Here is a 15,061-nt window from a genome sequence, read left to right on the forward strand (position 1 = left end):
TATGGATTCCCTTTTTGCTGTCTGCTGCCGACTTACGGTGTGGCGGTGAGGTTGTAGAGCATCTCGCCATAGAGGCGATAAACCACCTTGGCCCCGTGGATGATGGCGGCCTGATCCGCCGGGCTTTCGACCTTATCCATCAAGGATTCAAAGAACTTGAGGTGCTCCTGATCCAGGGCGCCGTGGGAACTCAGGTAGCTCATCGCCTGCGGTGGCAGGCCGAGACCCTTTTTCAGCTGGTCGGCGACGGTGAGGGCGATGGCCACGCTGGTGCCTTCCAGCACCTGTACCATGCCGAAGAAGCCCATGGGGTTGCCGCGCTGGATCTGGTCGTAGAGGAAGGCGACCATCAGCTCGATGGGCAGCCCTGGCTGGCCGTGGCGCACCGCCTCGGCATCACCGCCACAGGCGCGGATATCGCTTAAGATCCACTCCTGATGGCCATACTCCTCGTCGATGTACTCGGCAATGGCGCCGCGCACCCACTCGTACTCCTGACCCAGCTTGCCGCCGGTTGCCATCAGCAGCGGAACTGTGTGGCGCACGTGGTAGTAAGCCTGCGCCAGAAAGGCGAGATAGGTGTCACGGCTGATATCGCCACGGCGACAGGCTTCGATGATGGGGGCGTTGAACAGATGTTCACGCTCACTGGCAGTGGCTTGTTGCAGAGTCTGATAGAAGCTCATGACGATTCTCCTGTAAGGCATTGGCTGATTTGCCGGGAAAAGTGTTGGTAAATCTCGTTGCGACGGGGGCGCCCGTTGGCGGTCAGCAGGCCGGGATGCTGGTCGAGTGCCACCGGCAACCAGTGGTGCAGCCGGGCATAATCGGGCAGTCGCAGGTTCAGACCGGCGATCTGGCGGGGCAGATCCGCCTCTTTGCCCGGCAGGGGCTGGATCAGCGCCACGTTGGCGGGCTGACCATCGCCAAAGACCACGATGCGGGCGATGGCGGGGCAGAGCAGTGCTTCGGCTTCCACCCACTCGGGGGAGAAGTTGCGGCCAAAAGCGGTGATCTGGACATTCTTCTTGCGCCCGGTGATATGGAGGTAGCCTTCTTCATCGAGATGACCCAGATCGCCGGTGGCGATCTGTTCGGGAGTCGGTTCGTTGCTGCCGAGATAGCCCAGCATGGCACTGCCGCTCACCATAATTTCGCCATCGCTGGCGATGGTGACCTGACAGTGGGGCAGGGGGCGGCCGACGCTGCCGGGCTTGTCAGCATCCAGGCTGTTGAGCGCCACCACGGAGCCACACTCCGAGAGGCCATAACCTTCGTATACCGGCATGCCGAGCTGGCGGGCATGTTTGATCAGGTCGGGTGCTACTTTGCCGCCACCGACGGCAATAAAGCGCAGGCTCTTGAGCTGCTGGGCCAGCGTCGGGGTGCTGGTGCAGAGCGCTAGCAACAAACGCAGCAGTTCGGGCACCAGCACCAGACTGTGGGTCGACCAGCGCAGCAGCGCTTCCCCCAGCATGGCTGCATTGAGCGAACTGGAGCCGCTGAAACCGATCTCCCCGAGGGACGGAATGCGGCTGCAGGCGCCGGTCAGCAGTGGCACATAGAGGCCGGTGATGTTCTCAAGCAGGGTCGCCAGCGGCAGCAGGGTCAGGTGTTTTTCTACCTTGGCTGGCGCGACTCGCTCGGCCAGCGATTCGCACACCGCCATCATGCTGGCCAGCGAGAGGCAGACCCCTTTGGGCTGGCCCGTGGTGCCGGAGGTGTAGGTGATCTTGGCCGTGCCCTGTGGCAATGCCGGGAGGTTTGCCGGTTTGCGGCGCCAGAGCGGCAGTTCGCCGCTGACTAGCAAGAGCTGCTCGGCAGAGTGCCATCCCTGATGGGCCGGGCCAACCAGCGCATCGGCACCGCTGCTCTCCAGCAGCCACTCTTGCTGCTCAAGGCTGAAGAAGTGGGGCACCGGTATGACCACGATCCCGGCTTTGGTGCAGGCGAGATCCAGCAGCGCCCAGGGCAGGCCGTTGTCCAGTTGCAGCGCCAGACGGCTGATGTCGAGCTGTTGCAGCTGGCTGGCCAGACGCTGGATCTGTTGCCACAGGGTCTGGTAATCGAGGCGCTGCTGGCTGCTCAGCAACGCAGGAGATTGCGGATCCTCGTGGGCATGTTTGGCGATGGCGTCGAACAGGCTCATTGGGCGCACCTTTTTTGATGGGTCTGGTTATCACTGCTTTTGCCGGCATCCTCAAACAGGGTTGGCATGGGGGCCAGCAGATTGAGCAGCAGGCTGCTCTGGGCCAGCACCTCGCGCCCCTGATTGATGTCGCCCACCATCACCTTGGGTTGGCAACGGTAGTACTCGCCCCAGGCATCGGCGTCGGCCCCCACCTGATGGGCCTGGGCGGGGGCCAGCTCCACCGGATTGAGTTGCAGCCGGGCAAAGCTGTTGCGCAGCTTGGCCGTGCCGGTAAAGACCACGTAGTCGAGGGCGTTTTCACACAGCAGACGACACAGGGCCGCGAACATCAGGCGGGCATTGCCCGGTTCGCTGCAGGCCAGATTGCCCACTTCGATAATCCGATTGCGTGCCGGGTAGACCCCGAGGCGGGTGTTGATGGCGGCCTCGATGGGTTGCTCCAGATACTGTTCCAGATAGAGAGGCCCCTCACTGGCATGATTGAGACCACAGGCACCGACCAGCGTCCCGTCCGCCCGATATAGCCCCAGCAGACAGGGGAGGAAATGGGGGATGCGGGCGTTGAACTCGAGGGTGTAGGCGGCCTGGATATAGGTTTGCAGCGCCATGACCTGCTGCGGGGACTTGGCTAGCAGCAATCGGTAGGGGGCTTGGATCTCGATGGTCATGGGTGACTCCTTCTCTTGCGATGGTTTGAGAGTAAAAGGGCAAACTTAAGAAACCCTTAAGGAGCAAAAAAAGTTGTCAGCGACGCGACGGGCAGGCAATCTGCGCCGCTGTTATCCAACAGGAATCCCCCAAGAGGAATCGCCATGTCATCCACCGTCAGCTGCCCCCTGTGTGCCAGCCATCGCAGTTATCCCCTGCCGGTGGCGGGCAAACGCTATCATCGCTGCCTCGCGTGCGAGCTGGTCTGGCTGGATGAGGCGGATCATCTGGATGAGGCGGCGGAGAAGGCGGTCTATGACGGTCACGACAACCAGGTGGATGATCCCCGTTATCGCAGCTTTCTGATGCGGGCATTTGGTGAGGTACTAGCGCGAGTGCCGCTACCTGCCAGTGGCCTCGATTTTGGCTGTGGCCCGGGGCCGGCGCTGGTGGCGATGGGGCGTGAGGCGGGTTACGACATGGTTGGATATGACAAGTTCTATGCCGACTTTCCCGAGTTGCTGACGCGCCAGTACGACTTCATCACCAGTACCGAGGTGATCGAGCATATCGCCGAGCCGCGCACGGTGCTGGCGCAGTTGTGGGATTGCCTCAAGCCCGGCGGCCTGCTGGTGCTGCAGACCCAGCGGGTGCTCGGTGACGAGCGGTTTAAAAACTGGCGCTATCGCCACGACCCGACCCACATCGTCTTCTTTGCCGAGGCATCGTTTCAGGTGTTGGCCGCCCGCTGGCAGGCCGAGCTCAGCTTCCCCCACGCCGATGTGGCGGTATTGCAAAAAGGCACGCCCTGAGGCGTGCCTTCGTCTGTTACTCGTCGGGTTCGCCCGGCGCTACTCCTTGTAGCCCTTGTCCTGCCACTGGTAGTACATCAGGGCAGATTTGACGCCAATTGACTTGAACGGCTCTGGTGGCAGCCACATCGGCAGACTCTGCTCCGCGTGGTTGAACCAGGGGTGCTCCTTGCCTTGATAGAGGCTGGCCACGATGTCGCCAAACAGGAAGGAGAGGTTGATGCCGTGGCCGTTGTAGCCGAGGGCGTAGTAGATGTTCTTGTGCTCCCCCATTACCCCCACCGCTTCGGTGCTGTCGCCGGTCATGCCGAGCACCCCATCCCATACCTGTTCAAATTTGATCCCCTTGAGGGCCGGATAGAGGGTCACCAGCTCGGTCATCATCATTTCGCTGACCCGGTTAAGATCGCCCTTGTAGTTGAGGCCGTCGTTGAAGACGTACTCGGCATTGCCGCCACCGATGACGATGCGGTTATCCGGGGTCAACACCAGATGGAACAGGATGTTGCGGGTGTCGTAGTAGGGCACCCGACTCTGCCACTGGATGGCGGCCAGCTGCTTTTTGCTGAGCGGCTCGGTGACGGCGCTCTGGGCGTGCACCGGAAAGACCCGGCCGCTGAAGTAGCCAAGTTTTGAGGTATAGCCGTTTGTCGCCAGCACTATGCTGTCGGCGGCCACCTTGTATTTTTCGGCCACATTGAGCTCGATCTGCTTGCCCTCCTTGATCCCCAGCACCGGGCTCTGCTCATAGATGGTGACGCCCGCCTGCTCCACCGCCTTGCGCAAGGCATTGACCAGTTTCATTGCGTGAACCTGACCACCATTGGGGTCGTAGACCGCCCCCACGTAGCGATCGGTGCCGAGTTTTTCCTCTGTGGTATCGGCGTTCCAGTACTGGAGCGGGATGCCGAGGCGATTGGCGGTTTTCACATAGTTGCGGTACTCGGCGATATCCTCCTCATCGAGGATCGCCTCCACATAGCCATCGAGCTTGAGGTCGGCCTCGACGCCGGTTGAGGCGACCAACGCCTGCAGCTTGCGCATGCTGGCGACGGTGAGATCGTAGTGGCGCTTGCTCGCCTCCCCCTCCTCGTAGAGATCCATCACCTCTGAGCCCGGCAACACCATGCCGCCGTTGCGGCCCGAGGCGCCGCTGCCCACCTGTTTGGCTTCGAAGATGGCGATCTTGAGCGACGGATTGGCCTTGGCCAGATGCCAGGCGCTGGAGAGGCCGCTGTAGCCGCCACCTATGATGGCGATATCGACCTTCAGGTCTTGTGCCAGCGGGGCGCTCTCCTCTGTCGGTTTCTCCTTGAACCAGTAGCTGGTGTTGGGCTCAAAGTCGCTCATCTTGGGGCCGCAGGCGGCGAGGAAAAAACAGCTGATGCACATGGTCAACGCTCGTTGGCAAAGGGTGGTCGGATTCATCTTCTACTCCGGTTACAGATACAAAATATCAAATCATTTCATCGGGTTGGGCGGTGTTGACCCGGCGGCCTATGTCTCTCAGCCGGGCCAGCTGATCGGCAAGACCGGGCCCCTCATCCAGGCTGGTGACAAAGTTCCAGAGGTAGGTCATCACAGCATAGACATGGCCTGCGGAGACCTGGGGCTGGGCCATCAGCATGGTGATGGCCAGCAGGAACAGCAGGGAGGCGCTGACGCCGACTGCCAGAAAGGCGAGCGCCTCCCGATCCGAAATCCGGATGCGGATCCAGGCCAGCGCGCGGTAGTGGCGGGCGAGGCTGGCTGACTGGGCATGAGTGACCAGCTTGACCTCGTGTTCCAGCCGATCGTTGAGCCGCTCGTGCAGCAGCTGGTTCTTGCGCGAAAAGCCGGGCAGCAGCAGGCCGAACAGCAGCAATATCCCCATGCAGGCGATGCCGACCCAGAACTCGATCACCATCAGCATCACGGCCGCCCCGACGATGGAGATCAGGCTGGTAGCCAGGATCGGGATATGTTTCTCGAAGAAGTCGACAAACTCCCGCGCCAGGGTAACCCGCGCCACTATAGTGGATTGCCCCTCCTGCTGCTGGCGCTGGGTCAGGATCACCGGCACCGCCAGTGCCGCATAGATATGGGTAAAGGTGCGGGTATCGACCGCCCGGCGCAGGGCGCCGATGAGCCAGAACAGCAGCACGATCAGGGCGTAGCTTGAAGCCTGCAGCCACTGGCCCTTGACGATGGCGTCGATGGCAAAGCCGGCAAACAGGGGATAGACCACCAGCAGGATGTTTTCGAGGGCCACCAGCGAGAAGGTGCCTGCCAGCTTGAGGGGATTGGCCCGCGCAATCGCCCCCAGCGAACGACCGGCCGAGTGTGGCAACGGCGTGGCCTGCTCGTCGCAACTGGCTGCCGAAGTGGTTGGTGTTGTCATGGGTTATCTCCTAAGATGTCGGAAACGCTAAGTTTGAGCGAGTGCTCAAAGTTTGTTTGAGCGACTGCTCAAAGTCAAGCAGATCGATTGATATCGCAGGAGGTCAGATGGCACGCCCATCAGCAGAACAGCGCAAAGAGATGATCATCGAGGCCGTATTGGCCCTGTTTCGAGAGAAGGGGATGGCGGCATCGTCAACCCGTGATATTGCCGAGCGCACCGGTCTGGCGCGCAGTCACGTCTACCACTACTTCAAGGATTGGAAGGAGCTCTGCCTCTGTGCCGTGGAGCGTTTCACCTATCAGGAGATAGCCGAGCAGCGGGAGTGGCTGTTGCCGCTGCCGGCCCGCGAAGCGTTGCCGCTCTTTGTACGGGACAACCTGCCGACCAGTCAGGATGCCTCTTGGGCCATCTATCTGGATGCCTGGAACGAGTCACTGCGCGACCCTGTGTTTGCCGAGAGCTACCGCAAAATCATTCTGGCCTGGCGCGAGGTGCTGGAGCAGATCCTGCAAAAGGGGATCGACAGTGGCGAGTTTGTGGCGGGCGATGCCCGGCGACTGGCGCGCCAGATCACCTCCCTCATCAACGGCTATGCCGATGACCTCATTCTGGAGCCGACCCCCGAGACGGTAGAGGCCACTTATCAAGAGATCATGCTGGTGGTCAATCAGCTGGTCTTGCCCCCGGCCCATTCATAGCGGCGCTGGCACACAGGGAGGGGAGGCATACCAGCGTGGTGCCTCCCCCGGTTTTGTTGGCTATCCGCCGGGCGTGCGATGGCCAGATAGCAGGGAGCGGTTGTTGATGTCGATTACCCATTTGTCACTGCAAGATGCCCGTCATCTGCAACTGGCGGCGCAAGGGCTGCTCGCCCCCCGTCGCAGCAAGGCGACTCCGGCCGATCTGTTGGCCACCATTCGCCGCATGGCGCTGCTGCAGATCGATACCATCTCGGTGGTGGCGCGCAGCCCCTATCTGGTGCTCTTTAGCCGCCTTGGCCAGTACGAACCGCGTTGGCTGGAGCAGCTGCTGGCCGACGGCGAGATCTTCGAATATTGGGCCCACGAGGCCTGCTTTGTGCCCCGCGAGGATTATCGGCTGTTGCGCCACCGGATGCTCGACCCCGTCGCCATGGGCTGGAAGTTTTCGGCCAACTGGCTCGCTACCCATCAGCAGGAGATTGGCCAGCTTATCGAACGCATTCGCCACCATGGCCCGGTGCGGGCGGCTGACTTTGAACGCACAACCGGCAAGGGGAATGGCTGGTGGGACTGGAAGCCGGAGAAGCGCCATCTGGAGGTATTGTTTACCACCGGTCAGCTGATGGTGCGGGAGCGGCGCAACTTTCAGCGGGTCTATGACCTTGCCGAGCGGGTCATCCCCGAGTGGAGCGACCAGCGGGATCTGCCAAGCGTCGAGCATGCGCAGCGGGATATGGTGCGCGCCAGCTGCCGGGCGCTGGGGCTGGTCAAAACTGGTTGGGTGGCGGACTACTACCGGCTGCGGCGCGGCAAATATGACGCCCTGCTCCATCAACTGGCGGACGAGGGGGAGCTGTTGCAGGTACGAGTGGAGGGATGGCAGCACGGCGCTTTTGTGCACGCCTCGCTGGCTGATGAGCTGGTGCAAGCCAAGAAGGGCCGTCTCAAGGCTACCCATACCACCGTTTTGTCGCCGTTCGATCCGCTGGTGTGGGATCGCAAACGGGCCAGTGAGCTGTTCAACTTCGACTATCGCATCGAATGCTATACCCCGGCCCCCAAGCGCCAGTATGGCTACTTCGTGTTGCCCTTGCTCCATCGCGGCAAGCTGGTGGGCAGGATGGATGCCAAGGCTCATCGTCAGCAGGGGATCTTCGAGATCAAGAGCCTCTATCTGGAGGCCGGGGTGAGAGTGACCTGTCAGCTTGCGCAGGATCTGGCGAAAGCCCTGCAAAAGCTGGCTGACTGGCACCAGACACCGCAGCTTCGTTATGGTGCCATTCCGGCCAACTTGCTGACGTTGTGGCATGAAAGCGCCCCTGCAAAGTGAGCAAAATCCCTTCTGGGCTAAGCTGCAAGAGGGATAAACAGTCCGGGAGCGGGAGATGAAACGAGTGGCAACATGGTGGGCGGGATTGGCGATGGCCATCTTGTCCCCCGCGCTATGGGGGCAAGAGCCGCCAGTGAAGATCTGTCTGGGGGAGGGCAACGAGTGGGCCCCCTTTACCTACTGGGAGCGCAAGGACGGTGTGCCCGATACCAGCCGCCTGACAGGTTCGGCGACGACGCTGGTGCTCGATGCCCTGCAACAGAGCGGGCTCTCGCACCAGATCCGCTATCTGCCCTGGGCGCGGGTGCAGCAGGAGCTGGCGGATTATCGCCAGAATGGTCTGTGCGAGCTGACCTGGGATGCCAGCTACAAGCCGGAGCGGGCCGAGTTTGCCTTCTACAGCGTTCCCCTCTATTACACCCACCTCGGTTTCTTCTATCTCAAGCGCCGCTACCCTGAACCGCCGGATCTGCAGACGGTCAATCGCTCCCGGGTGTGCGGGGTGATAGGCTACAACTACACCCCCTACGGGCTTGCGCAGGAGCCACGCCGGGTCAAACAGTTGCAGCAGGCGCTCGACATGCTGGAGCGGGATCGCTGCGACTTTCTGCCAAGCGAAATCGAACCTCTGGTGGCAGGCATCAGCCTTGGCATCTACCGCAGCGAGAGCGGGTTGCTCAATCTCGCCCTGCCCAGCCGCAAGGGATTCTATCTGCTGGTGAGCAAGGGCTCTCCCCGCGGTCACGAGCTGGTGAACATCCTCAATCAGTCGCTGGTGGCATTTCAGGAAGGGGGGCATACGGATGAGGTGATGCGCCGCTTCTTGCCAACGATGGAGTAATAGCGAAGGGTTGCTGTCATTCTGGGGGGGGGGGAGGGGGCAGATACACAGAGGGCCAGCCGGAGCAAACCGGCTGGCCCTTTTTTACGTGAGAGGCTGTCAGGCCGCCAGACGGGTCAGTACCTTCACCAGCAGCTCGATGCGCGGGGCAATGCTGGTCAGATCCAGATACTCCTCGTCACTGTGGAAACCGGCACCGATGGGGCCCAGACCATCCAGAGTAGGGATGCCGAGGGCAGCGGTCAGGTTGGCATCAGAGCCGCCCCCCACCTCTTGCCAGCTGATCGGCAGTCCCAGTTCGGCGCCACACTCTTCCACCAGCAGCATCAGTGCCTGAGTACCCTCGGACGGCACCATGGCCGGTTTGTGGGCCTCGCGGGTCAGCTGGATGGTGACACCGTCCAGATGGGGCCGCTCGGCCAGGGTCAGCAGATGATCGTCGATCTGGTGGTACTCCTGATTGTCCCAGAAGCGGACGTCTACCACGGCGCTGGCATGGGCCGGCACTATGTTGGCGCCGTTGCCCCCCTCGACAATGCCGATGTTGAGGGTGGTGCCGCTCTCGAAGTTGGTCAGGGCGTTGATGGCCAGGATCCAGTGGCCCAGCTCGGTGATGGCGCTGCGCCCCTTCTGCGGTTCGTTGCCCGCGTGAGCCGCCTTGCCAGTGAAATCGATGCGATAACGGGCCATCCCCTTGCGCGCCTTGACCAGCGAGCCATCGGCGCGGGCCGCTTCGGCCACCAGCACCTGTTTTGCCTGTTTGGCCACCGCTGCCAGCCAGTCACTGGAGTGGAGGGAGCCGATCTCCTCGTCCGGGTTCATGCAGACGCAGATGCTCAGGCGATCGCGCACCTCGCGGGGCAGTTCACGCAGGGCATAGACGATGTTGAGCAGCCCCGATTTCATGTCGGAGACACCGGGACCGTAAGCGCGCTCACCATCGATGCTCATCGGGCGGGCGGCGGCGGTGCCGAGGGGGAAGACGGTATCCATATGGCCGATCAGCATTACATCGATCTGTGCCGCATCAGGCTGGTTGCGGATCTCCAGTCCGACCCCGGCGATGCCGCAGTCGACCCGTTTGATCTGCCAGCCGCCCATCACCTCATATTTGGCGGCCATCAGGTCGGCCACTGCCGCAATGCCCGGCTGGTACAGGGATCCGCAATCCAGATTGATCAGCGGGGCCAGTTCGGTCAGGTATTGATCCAGAGAAAAAGTCATTGCTTACTCCACTATCAGGTTCGGGTCAGAGAAGGATGTTCATCACCAGCATGGCGCCGAAGGCGTTGAGTACCGAGATGGCGACCATGATGGGGATGTAACGCCCTTCGGTGCCGATGCAGCCGAGGATGCGGCCCATGTACTGCACCTGGGAGCCCATCAGGTAGATGGCTGGCGCCAGAATGGCGATGTGAGTGCCGTTGAGGATCCCCTGATCGAACAGGGTGATGACCACACCGACTGCACCGCCCATCGACATCCAGGCGCCGATCAGCACGGCTGCCGCCTCACCGGGCAACCCGAAGATGGCCATGACGGGGGAGAAAATGGCGCCCATGGCATCCAGCGCGCCGGTGATCTGCAGCGCCTTGATGATGACGAAGGCCATCAGTACGTTGGGTACGGTGGAGGTGGTGGCGATGACCCAGCCCTTCTTGGCCCCTTCGACGAAGATATCGGTGACGATGGGTTTCTTGATGTTGGCCTGGCTCATTTGGCTTGCTCCTGAGTGTTGAGGGTCTGCTGGGTGTTGTTATCGGTCTGCTTGCCTTCGCTCATATTGAGGTAGACCCGGAACAGGTTGGCCCCGACAAATTTGAAGGCGAACATCACGATGACAGCCAGACCGATGGAGGAGCTGACCGCCGGGCTGCCATCCGCCAGCGTCAGGGTGAACAGCACGGCGCCGGAGGAGAAGAAGTTGACGATGGTGGCACCAGCGGAGAACTGGAACATGGTGAACACATCGGTTTCACGCTTGGTGATGAGCCCTTCATCCTTGAGCTGACGAGTCATGGCGGCACCGGCATCTGTGCTCTGCAGGGAGGCGATCAGCGCCAGACCGGTATTACCGGGGATCCCCATCAGCGGACGCAGCAGCGGGGTCAGCAACTTGCGGGCCGCTTCCAGCGCGCCGTAGTGCTCCAGTACGTTGATCATGCCGAGGGCGAACATCACGGTGGGGATCAGGGTCAGGGCAAACAAAAAGCCATCGCGAGCGCCGTTGCCCCCCTTGCCGCGCATGTCGGTCATGGCGGTCTTGATGCCGTCACCATTCTCGCTGACGCTCTGGACCATGGTGCCGAACGAGCCGTTCAGCGTGGTGAAATCGAATACCCCGTACCACTCGCCGGATTGCAACAGTCCGGAGAAGAAGACCACGGCGAAGGCCAGTGCCAGGTAACTGCCTATGCTCACCGAGCGTGTTTTGTCTGTCATTAGCTAGCTCCATATGAATAATTATTTAATCTGAATAATTATAATTGATATGGAAGTCACTAAATTGATGGTGGTCAAAATGGTTTGCTACAAATGACGAATGTATCGGGGTTATGTGACTGTGATCGCCATATGATTGGACGATAATCTGGTTTTTATCGAATTGTTTGAGTGAACAAAAAGCAGGGGCGGGATAGCGGGGCAATAAAAAACCGGGCACTTGGCCCGGTTTGGTCAATCAGTCAGATGTGATTACTGGAGTACCAGCACCATCAGCAGGCCGACGCTAATAGCAGATACCAGGAAGGCAAAGCCATAGAACACATAGTGGTGCAGCTTGGTGGTGTGGATCCCCAGATCGTGCAGACCGTGGTAGATACGGTGCATACCGTGCCAGACTGGCAGGGCGATGATCACCAGCAGGATGCAGGCACCCCACCAGGAGCTGGCGAACGCGTGCACGCGGTCATAGCTCATGGTTTCCACGTCCATGATGCCCATGGGCACCAGCAGACCGGTGATGAGGACAATGACCGGCAGCAGCATGGCAACGACCATGCCACCCGCACCAAACAGACCCCAGTAAATTGGTTCGTCAGAACGTCTCATTGTTTTCTCCTCAGGCCACGATGATCAGGACAAGCAGGGACACCACCGCCAGCGCCACATACTGGGCGAGAACGATCGGCTTCTCCGGTACCAGGTCTTCACCACGGAAGATACGCATGGCTTTCGGCGCCAGGGCGAACCAGGTTTTGGCATGGAACAGGCACGCCGCCAGAGCGACGACATGGAACAGGATGGCGATCGGGCTTTGCAGGGATTCCAGCCAGCCGTTGAACGCTTCCTGACCCTGAACCAGGCGCATCAGGCCCCACATCAGCACAACGGCGTAGATGGAGACGAAGATACTGGTGCCTTCACGGATCATGTAACCGGTGTAGAAGGCGTTCTTCAGCCACCAGTCTTTCTTCATTTCGCGGACGTAAGGTTTACGTTTGCTATCAGTGTTGTTCATGGTCTCAATCCTGCTCTCAATCTGGCTTGAACATGGCGATCATGTAGTCCTTGGCGCTTTCGACCTTGCCAAGCTGGATGGCCGCTGCCGGATCGACGCCTTTCGGGCACACTTCGGAGCAGTAGCCCACGAAGGTACAGCCCCAGACGCCTTCGTCCTGGCTGATGATGCGCATACGCTCTTTGGCGCCGGCATCACGGTTGTCGACGTTGTAGCGATAGGCCAGAGCCAGTGCCGCCGGACCGGTGAACTTCTTGTTGATGCCGTACTGCGGGCAGGCCGCGTAGCAGAGACCACAGTTGATGCACTGGGAGAACTGCTTGTACTGCGCCATCTGGGCCGGAGTCTGGATGTACTCGCCATCACACAGGCTGCGCGGCTCGCTCGGGATGATGTACGGCTTGATGCTCTCCAGCTTCTCGATGAAGTCGGACATGTCGACCACCAGATCGCGCTCGATCGGGAAGTTGTTGAGCGGCTCGACGGTCATCTTGCCCGGCAGATAGTCGCGCAGGAACGCCTTGCAACCCAGCTTGGGCACACCGTTGACCATCATGCCGCAGGAGCCGCAGATCGCCATCCGGCAGGACCAGCGGAAGCTCAGGGTAGAGTCCAGGTGATCCTTGATGTACTGCAGGGCGTCCAGCAGAGACATCTCTCTCTGGTATGGCACCTGGAAGGTTTGCATCCAGGGCTCGTTATCCTGTTCCGGACGGTAGCGCAGGATCTCAATTTCAATCATCTCAGCCATTCTTCTTAGCCTCGTCTTGTTTCTCACCCTCGGAGCCGTACACGCGTTTTGCCGGCTGGGACTTAGTGATCTTCACATCGGAGTAATCGATGGAGGGCGTTTCGCCATTTTTGTAGAACGAGAGCGTGTGCTTGAGGAAGTTCACGTCATCGCGCTCTTCGTAACCATCCAGACGCTGGTGGGAACCGCGGGACTCTTTACGATTGATAGCGGAGTGCGCCATGGCTTCAGCCACGTCCAGCATGTAACCCAGTTCGATGGCGTACAGCAGATCGGTGTTGAAGACAGAGGACTTGTCGTTGATCTTGACCTTCTTGTAACGGGCTTTCAGCTCGTTGATCTTGTCGATGGTGCCCTGCATCAGCTCTTCGGTACGGTAGATACCGACACCGGCTTCCATGGACATGCCCAGCTCGTTGCGGATATCGGCCGGGTTTTCGGTACCGTCTACATCCATCAGGGAGAGGTGCTGCTTGATGAGCGCCTCGGCCTTGGCGGCCAGCGCTTCGGTGTTGCCATGCTTCTGAGTCTTGGCAAATTCACCTGCCTGCTCACCGGCCAGCTTGCCGAATACCACGATCTCGGACAGGGAGTTGGAACCCAGACGGTTGGCACCGTGCAGACCGACGGAGGCACATTCGCCCGCGGCGTAGAGGCCGGGCAGACGGGTGGCACACTTGTTGTCAGTCTCGATACCACCCATGGTGTAGTGGGCAGTCGGACGTACCGGGATAGGCTCTTTGGCCGGATCCACGTTGACGTAGGCTTTGGCCAGTTCGCAGATGAACGGCAGACGCTCTTTCAGGTACTTCTCGCCAAGGTGACGCAGGTCGAGGTGAACCACATCGCCCATCGGGCCCTGAATGACGCGGCCTTTCTGCTGCTCTTGCCAGAATGCCTGGGAAACGCGGTCGCGCGGACCCAGTTCCATGTATTTGCTCTTCGGCTGGCCGATCGGGGTTTCCGGGCCCAAGCCGTAGTCTTGCAGGTAGCGGTAGCCATCCTTGTTCAGCAGGACGCCACCCTCACCACGACAACCTTCGGTCATCAGGATGCCGGTGCCCGGCAGACCGGTCGGGTGATACTGGACGAACTCCATATCACGCAGCGGTACGCCGTGACGGTAGGCCAGTGCCATGCCGTCGCCGGTGACGATGCCACCGTTGGTGTTGTAGCGATAGACACGGCCAGCACCGCCGGTTGCCACGATCACGGATTTGGCCTGGATGAAGCGGGTGATACCGTTCTGGATGTCGAAGGTCAGTACGCCCTGAACGCGGCCGTCGTCCACGATCAGATCAAGACAGAAATGCTCGTCGAAGCGCTTGATGCTCGGGTATTTGACGGAGGTCTGGAACAGGGTGTGCAGAATATGGAAACCGGACTTGTCTGCGGCGAACCAGGTACGGGGAACCTTCATGCCACCAAACGGACGCACGTTGGCTTTGCCATCCGGCTTGCGGCTCCAGGGGCAACCCCAGTGCTCCAGCTGGATCATCTCTTTGGTCGCGTTGTTGACGAAGTATTCCACTACGTCCTGCTCGCACAGCCAGTCACCACCGGAGACGGTGTCGTTGAAGTGGTTTTCGAGGGAGTCGTCATCACGGACGACACCGGCGGCGCCGCCTTCGGCAGCAACCGTGTGGCTGCGCATCGGGTAAACCTTGGAAATCAGGGCGATGTCCAGGTCTGGCTGTGATTCGGCTATAGCGATAGCGGCGCGTAAGCCGGTACCGCCAGCACCGATGATGGCCACATCGGTCTTGATAATATCCACATCTGCCTCCTTAGGGATAGATTTGCTGGGCACGATTTTGCTCTATGAAAAAAATTCAGGCTTGATGCAAGTCAAACTGCTAGGTTTTATTCCCTTTTTATTGGTTATTTTTCTATAAAACACCCAAATCCCTGGATGAAAATGTCGTTATTATCGTCATTTTTTGGTGTTACTGAGCAGTTGAACACCTAGCTACGAGTACTTTA

At 60.2% G+C, this 15,061-nt stretch carries 16 protein-coding genes; 4 read left to right on the forward strand and 12 right to left on the reverse strand.

Going from position 1 to position 15,061, the window contains the following annotated elements:
- Positions 1-32: 32 nt before the first annotated feature.
- Genes ACTG2W_RS18290 through ACTG2W_RS18300 form a run of 3 tightly spaced genes read right to left on the reverse strand, consistent with a single transcriptional unit; the run spans position 33 to position 2,820 of the window.
- Positions 33-686: a TenA family transcriptional regulator gene (locus ACTG2W_RS18290; protein WP_088868663.1), complete on the reverse strand. Its 654-nt coding sequence runs from the start codon at positions 684-686 to the stop codon at positions 33-35.
- Positions 683-2,149, reverse strand: coding sequence for an AMP-dependent synthetase/ligase (locus ACTG2W_RS18295; protein ID WP_279490364.1), 1,467 nt, complete (start codon positions 2,147-2,149; stop codon positions 683-685). The genes ACTG2W_RS18290 and ACTG2W_RS18295 overlap by 4 nt, the downstream gene beginning before the upstream one ends.
- Positions 2,146-2,820, reverse strand: a complete 675-nt coding sequence (locus ACTG2W_RS18300) for a thermostable hemolysin (protein ID WP_120415578.1) — start codon at positions 2,818-2,820, stop codon at positions 2,146-2,148. Before ACTG2W_RS18300 ends, ACTG2W_RS18295 begins: the two co-directional genes overlap by 4 nt.
- 144 nt (positions 2,821-2,964) lie before the next feature.
- Here ACTG2W_RS18300 and ACTG2W_RS18305 point away from each other — a divergent pair, with 144 nt between their 5' ends.
- A complete protein-coding gene (locus tag ACTG2W_RS18305; RefSeq protein WP_440016451.1) occupies positions 2,965-3,612 on the forward strand; it encodes a class I SAM-dependent methyltransferase in 648 nt (215 codons plus the stop codon).
- Between the two features lie 39 nt (positions 3,613-3,651).
- Here ACTG2W_RS18305 and ACTG2W_RS18310 read toward each other — a convergent pair whose 3' ends face one another.
- Both ACTG2W_RS18310 and ACTG2W_RS18315 read right to left on the reverse strand, forming a co-directional pair.
- A complete protein-coding gene (locus tag ACTG2W_RS18310; protein ID WP_245147631.1) occupies positions 3,652-5,040 on the reverse strand; it encodes an NAD(P)/FAD-dependent oxidoreductase in 1,389 nt (462 codons plus the stop codon).
- A gap of 28 nt (positions 5,041-5,068) precedes the next feature.
- The gene (locus ACTG2W_RS18315) at positions 5,069-5,992 is read right to left on the reverse strand and encodes an ABC transporter six-transmembrane domain-containing protein (RefSeq protein ID WP_106842808.1); all 924 of its coding nucleotides are present in this window, start codon (positions 5,990-5,992) and stop codon (positions 5,069-5,071) included.
- 107 nt (positions 5,993-6,099) lie between these two features.
- Here ACTG2W_RS18315 and ACTG2W_RS18320 point away from each other — a divergent pair, with 107 nt between their 5' ends.
- The 3 genes from ACTG2W_RS18320 (at position 6,100) to ACTG2W_RS18330 (ending at position 8,867) form a co-directional block, all read left to right on the forward strand.
- Positions 6,100-6,693 carry a TetR/AcrR family transcriptional regulator gene (locus ACTG2W_RS18320; protein ID WP_005335070.1) on the forward strand — a complete coding sequence of 198 codons (594 nt, stop codon included), beginning with the start codon at positions 6,100-6,102 and terminating at the stop codon, positions 6,691-6,693.
- 106 nt (positions 6,694-6,799) lie between these two features.
- Positions 6,800-8,026: a winged helix-turn-helix domain-containing protein gene (locus ACTG2W_RS18325; protein WP_440016452.1), complete on the forward strand. Its 1,227-nt coding sequence runs from the start codon at positions 6,800-6,802 to the stop codon at positions 8,024-8,026.
- Between the two features lie 91 nt (positions 8,027-8,117).
- A complete protein-coding gene (locus ACTG2W_RS18330; RefSeq protein ID WP_330125265.1) occupies positions 8,118-8,867 on the forward strand; it encodes a substrate-binding periplasmic protein in 750 nt (249 codons plus the stop codon).
- 99 nt (positions 8,868-8,966) lie between these two features.
- Here the strand turns inward: ACTG2W_RS18330 and ACTG2W_RS18335 are convergent, their stop codons facing one another.
- The 7 genes from ACTG2W_RS18335 to frdA form a co-directional block, all read right to left on the reverse strand.
- Positions 8,967-10,091 carry a M20 family metallopeptidase gene (locus tag ACTG2W_RS18335; protein ID WP_368194693.1) on the reverse strand — a complete coding sequence of 375 codons (1,125 nt, stop codon included), beginning with the start codon at positions 10,089-10,091 and terminating at the stop codon, positions 8,967-8,969.
- A gap of 25 nt (positions 10,092-10,116) precedes the next feature.
- A complete protein-coding gene (locus ACTG2W_RS18340; RefSeq protein ID WP_005335063.1) occupies positions 10,117-10,584 on the reverse strand; it encodes a YjiG family protein in 468 nt (155 codons plus the stop codon).
- Positions 10,581-11,309, reverse strand: coding sequence for a nucleoside recognition domain-containing protein (locus ACTG2W_RS18345; RefSeq protein ID WP_005335061.1), 729 nt, complete (start codon positions 11,307-11,309; stop codon positions 10,581-10,583). Before ACTG2W_RS18345 ends, ACTG2W_RS18340 begins: the two co-directional genes overlap by 4 nt.
- 252 nt (positions 11,310-11,561) lie before the next feature.
- A complete protein-coding gene (gene frdD / locus ACTG2W_RS18350; RefSeq protein WP_005335059.1) occupies positions 11,562-11,918 on the reverse strand; it encodes a fumarate reductase subunit FrdD in 357 nt (118 codons plus the stop codon).
- 10 nt (positions 11,919-11,928) lie between these two features.
- Positions 11,929-12,327: a hypothetical protein gene (locus ACTG2W_RS18355; RefSeq protein WP_005335058.1), complete on the reverse strand. Its 399-nt coding sequence runs from the start codon at positions 12,325-12,327 to the stop codon at positions 11,929-11,931.
- 16 nt (positions 12,328-12,343) lie between these two features.
- Positions 12,344-13,078 (reverse strand): succinate dehydrogenase/fumarate reductase iron-sulfur subunit, encoded by a 735-nt coding sequence (locus ACTG2W_RS18360; protein ID WP_005335057.1) that lies wholly within the window; start codon positions 13,076-13,078, stop codon positions 12,344-12,346.
- Positions 13,071-14,855 carry a fumarate reductase (quinol) flavoprotein subunit gene (frdA, locus tag ACTG2W_RS18365; RefSeq protein ID WP_005335056.1) on the reverse strand — a complete coding sequence of 595 codons (1,785 nt, stop codon included), beginning with the start codon at positions 14,853-14,855 and terminating at the stop codon, positions 13,071-13,073. Before frdA ends, ACTG2W_RS18360 begins: the two co-directional genes overlap by 8 nt.
- Between the last annotated feature and the right edge of the window lie 206 nt (positions 14,856-15,061).

This window comes from Aeromonas sp. 96A (genome assembly GCF_051919165.1).
Lineage (GTDB): Bacteria > Pseudomonadota > Gammaproteobacteria > Enterobacterales > Aeromonadaceae > Aeromonas > Aeromonas veronii.